This window comes from Melaminivora alkalimesophila (assembly GCF_000282995.1).
GTDB lineage: Bacteria > Pseudomonadota > Gammaproteobacteria > Burkholderiales > Burkholderiaceae_C > Melaminivora > Melaminivora alkalimesophila.
In genome coordinates, this window is the sequence record NZ_ALEE01000412.1 from 1 (window position 1) to 3,978 (window position 3,978).

Genomic DNA, 3,978 nt, shown 5'->3' on the forward strand with positions numbered 1-3,978 from the left:
CTCGGCCGTGGTCACGGCCGACAGCGGGCAGGCGCAGGCGCTGCTGGAGCTCTCGCCCGCGGCCTTCGCCGCCGAGGTGGCGGCGCAGTTCCAGCACCGGCTGGGCGCCATGGAGCTGACAGGCGAGCGCCATGCCTATCCGCTGGTAGCCGTCTATGCCCACCGCTTCTCGGGTGCGCGCTGCGCGCTGCTGGGCGATGCCGCCGTGGGCATGCACCCGGTCACGGCGCACGGCTTCAACCTGGGCCTGTCGGGCGTGGCGACGCTTACGCGCGTGCTGGCCGAGGCGCACGCGCGCGGCCGCGACCTGGGCGCCGCCCACCTGCTGGCGCGCTACGCGCGCGCGCAGCACCTGCACGCCTGGCCGCTGTTCCAGGGCACCAACGCCATCGTGCGCCTGTACACCGACACGCGCGCATTGCCGCGGCTGGCGCGGCGCGTGGTGCTGGAGGGCGCGCGGCGCCTGCCGCCGCTGCAGGCGGCCATCGTCAGCCAGCTCACGGGCCGCCGCCCGGCCTGGCCGGCGCACGTGCAGCCCAACTGAAGAAGCGCGCCCGCGCCGCGTGGCGCCCCACCCTGCCGCCCGGCGCCAAACCCTCTACCATCGCGCCACCTTTTTGCAAGCAGGAGTGACAGATGGGCTTCTTCCAATGGAGCGAACGGCCGGCCGAGGTGCTGCGCGCGGGCGGGGTGATCGCGCCCGACGAGCGCCTGCCCTGGCCGCAGACCGGGCTGATGGGCGTGCAGCACGTGATCGCGATGTTCGGCTCGACCGTGCTGGCACCGATCCTGATGGGCTTCGACCCCAACCTGGCGGTGTTCATGAGCGGCATCGGCACGCTGATCTTCTTCCTGATCACCGGCGGCAAGGTGCCCAGCTACCTGGGCTCGTCCTTCGCCTTCATCGGCGTGGTGATCGCCGCCACCGCCTACGCCGGCCAGGGGCCGAACGAGAACATCGGCCTGGCGCTGGGCGGGATCATCGCCTGCGGCGCCATCTACACGCTGGTGGGCGTGGTGGTGCACCTGGTTGGCACGGGCTGGATCGAGCGCTTCATGCCGCCGGTGGTGACCGGCGCGGTGGTCGCGGTGATCGGGCTGAACCTGGCGGGCGTGCCCATCAAGAACATGGCGGCGAACAACTTCGAGGCCTGGATGCAGGCCCTGACCTTCGTCTGCGTGGCGCTGGTGGCGGTGTTCACCCGCGGCATGGTGCAGCGCCTGCTGATCCTGGTGGGGCTGGTGCTGGCGAGCATCGCCTACGCGCTGCTGACCAACGGCATGGGGCTGGGCAAGCCGATCGACCTGTCGGGCGTGGCGGCGGCGCCGTGGCTGGGGATGCCGCAGTTTCATGCGCCCGAATTCAGCGCGCCGGCGATGCTGCTGATCGTGCCGGTGGTCATCATCCTGGTGGCGGAAAACCTGGGCCACATCAAGGCCGTCACGGCCATGACGGGGCGCAACATCGACCAGTATATGGGCCGCGCCTTCATCGGCGACGGCATCGCCACCATGGTGAGCGGCGCCGCCGGGGGCACGGGCGTGACGACCTACGCGGAGAACATCGGCGTCATGGCGGCCACGCGCATCTACTCCACCGCGGTGTTCCTGGTGGCGGCGGTGCTGGCCGTGCTGCTGGGCTTCAGCCCGAAGTTCGGCGCGCTGATCCAGGCCATTCCGCTGCCGGTGATGGGCGGTGTGTCGATCGTGGTGTTCGGGCTGATCGCGATCGCCGGCGCGAAGATCTGGGTGGACAACCGGGTGGACTTCTCGCAGAGCAGCAACCTGCTGGTCGCCGCCATCACGCTGATCCTCGGCACGGGCGAGTTCACGCTGAAATTCGGTGACTTCGCGCTGGGCGGCATCGGGACCGCCACCTTCGGCGCCATCGTGCTCAACGCCCTGCTCTCGCGCGGCCGCTCGAGCACCGCACCGCTGCACGGCTGAGCTGGCACCGGCACCGGATGCGGCACTGGATGCAGCCTCAGCGCGCCGGCGCCGGTTGCTGCCGGGGCGCGAAGCCGAAGAAGTCCGCTGCCGGGCGGGTCTCTGGGAGCACGTAAATCACCCCGGCGTGCTGACCGAGCGTCGGGGCGATGAAACGGTCGTAGAACGAGGCCGGCACGTTGATGCAGCCGTAGGAGATGCGGTTGTCCTCCACCGCCCGGCTGGCCAGGCGCTGCAGTCGCCGCTCCGACGCCCGGGTGGCGCGCACGCGGTGCAGCGACAGGGCGTCGTCGTAGTCGACCCAGACAATGTCCTCGCCTTGCAGGTTGCGCCCCGGCTCGGAGAGGAAACGCCCGGCCGGCGTGGTGCGCTCGTGCAGGGCAATCTGCGACAGCGGTCGCTCGCCGATGCCGGGCACCGAATGGTCGCCGCGCGCCAGGCCCAGCAGCGCCTGCGCCGAGGCCTGCCAGGCACCCGCGGCGTCGAACACATGAACCGCCGCGCCGCGCTTGTCCACCAGGGCGAAGGGCATTGCGCCGTTGTCGCCGCTGGCGCGCACCCAGGCCAGCACCGCCTGCGCTTCCCCGGACAGCGCGGGCACCATGGGCGCCGCATCCCCGGCGGGCGGGGCAGCATGGGCAGCAATGCCCGCCAGGGCCAGGAGGAGCGCAGCGGCCCGCCCCTGCCACCGGCAGCCGGGCATCAGCGGTAGATGCGCTCGCCGCGGTTCTGGCGCCACTGCTCCTCGAGGTAGGCGGCGTCCTCGTCCGAGCGGGCGTGCACACCCATGAGGATCCGGCCTTCCTTGAGACCTTCCTCGTATTCCTTGACGCGCTCCTCGGGCATGCTCCAGCCGATCAGCGCGCCCACCAGCCCGCCTCCGGCGGCGCCGGCGCCCGCACCGGCCACGGCCGCAGCGATCGGGCCGGCGACGACCACGCCCAGGCCGGGCAGCGCCAGCGTGGTGCCGACGGCAGCGATGGCCGCCGCCACGGCGCCCACGGTGCCGCCGATGGCGCCGCCGATGCCTGCGCCCTTGGCGGCCTTGTTGCCCAGTTCCGTCTCGACGGCCTCGGTGCCGAAGTGGCGCGCGCGCGCATCGTCCGACATGATGAGGTTCACGTCCTCGGTGGTGTAGCCGCGCGAGTGCGCCGCGTTGTAGGCGGCTTCGGCGGAATCGCGGTCGGGGAACAGGCCGGTCACGAGGTAGCTGGAGGTGGCCGCGGGGTGGGCGGTGGTGGTGGTGTTCATGGAAGATCTCCTGGGGATGAAGGGTGGATCGGGGCGAAGCGCCTCAGTTGCGGTCGGCGCGCGGCGCACGGGCGCGGGCGCGCTCTGCGCTGGACGCACCGGCCGGGGCAGTGGCGGCGTTGCCGTTGGCGGCAGTGCTGCTGCGGTCGGCCGTGGTGCTGGTGCTGGTCGCGGCGCCACTGGCGGCAGCCGCGCCATCGCGGTGGGCGTCGTTGCTGCGCAGGGCCTGGGAGGGCGTGGCCGGCGGCGCATTGCCGTCGTCGTTCTTCGTCATGTCGGCAGCGCGCTCGGCGGCCGAGGGGCCGGTGCGCACCAGGGTGGCGGTGTCGGAACGCGGCACCGCCTCCCGGGTCGCCTGGCGCGCCTCCTGGTCGGTCGTGCCGACGGTGGTCGAGGGGGTGGTGGCCGTGGTCGGGCTGGCGGCATTGCCGGCCTGCGCCCAGGCGCCGCCGGCGGTCAGCGCCAGGCCAGCGGCCAGCGCCAGGCCGGTGAGGGTTCGGTTGGACATGGTGGGCTCTCTCCGGGAAGGGTTCAGGCGCCGGAACATCCAGGCGCCTGGGGGGGACGCGGCCATTCTTCGCCGGGCCCGCGGGTGGGGCCGTGAAGGAATTTCCCAGCCTGGCGTAGGCGCGGACGCCAGCGCGGCGCCGTCAAAAAAGGAGGCGGCAGCGCCCGGGTTGCTGCCTCAGCGTCGCAGCCAGGACCACACCAGCTCGATGCCCGCGGCCAGCAGGTCGAACTCGTCGGAGCTGCGCTCCAGCCGCTCGCGCTGGCGGGCCC

At 72.6% G+C, this 3,978-nt stretch carries 5 protein-coding genes; 2 read left to right on the top strand and 3 right to left on the bottom strand.

Annotated elements, in window-relative coordinates:
- Together A612_RS07960 and A612_RS07965 are read left to right on the top strand one after the other, a co-directional pair.
- A partial coding sequence (locus A612_RS07960; RefSeq protein ID WP_019373976.1) for an FAD-dependent monooxygenase occupies window positions 1-544 on the top strand: 544 nt, incomplete at its 5' end.
- A 92-nt stretch (window positions 545-636) separates the two neighbouring features.
- Window positions 637-1,947, top strand: coding sequence for a solute carrier family 23 protein (locus A612_RS07965; protein WP_019373977.1), 1,311 nt, complete (start codon window positions 637-639; stop codon window positions 1,945-1,947).
- 37 nt (window positions 1,948-1,984) lie between these two features.
- Here the strand turns inward: A612_RS07965 and A612_RS07970 are convergent, their stop codons facing one another.
- From A612_RS07970 to A612_RS16100, 3 genes are all read right to left on the bottom strand, one after another.
- On the bottom strand, window positions 1,985-2,551 hold the full coding sequence (locus A612_RS07970) for a hypothetical protein (protein ID WP_019373978.1): 567 nt from the start codon (window positions 2,549-2,551) through the stop codon (window positions 1,985-1,987).
- A gap of 98 nt (window positions 2,552-2,649) precedes the next feature.
- Complete coding sequence (locus tag A612_RS07975) at window positions 2,650-3,198, bottom strand: hypothetical protein (RefSeq protein ID WP_019373979.1); 549 nt, start codon at window positions 3,196-3,198, stop codon at window positions 2,650-2,652.
- A gap of 43 nt (window positions 3,199-3,241) precedes the next feature.
- Complete coding sequence (locus A612_RS16100; RefSeq protein ID WP_019373980.1) at window positions 3,242-3,706, bottom strand: hypothetical protein; 465 nt, start codon at window positions 3,704-3,706, stop codon at window positions 3,242-3,244.
- Window positions 3,707-3,978: the final 272 nt, after the last annotated feature.

Excerpts from the sequence above, each read along its gene's own strand:
- A612_RS16100 (WP_019373980.1), bottom strand. The coding sequence starts at position 3,706 with ATGTCCAACCGAACCCTCACCGGCCTGGCGCTGGCCGCTGGCCTGGCG.
- A612_RS07965 (WP_019373977.1), top strand. The coding sequence starts at position 637 with ATGGGCTTCTTCCAATGGAGCGAACGGCCGGCCGAGGTGCTGCGCGCG.
- A612_RS07975 (WP_019373979.1), bottom strand. The coding sequence starts at position 3,198 with ATGAACACCACCACCACCGCCCACCCCGCGGCCACCTCCAGCTACCTC.
- A612_RS07970 (WP_019373978.1), bottom strand. The coding sequence starts at position 2,551 with ATGGTGCCCGCGCTGTCCGGGGAAGCGCAGGCGGTGCTGGCCTGGGTG.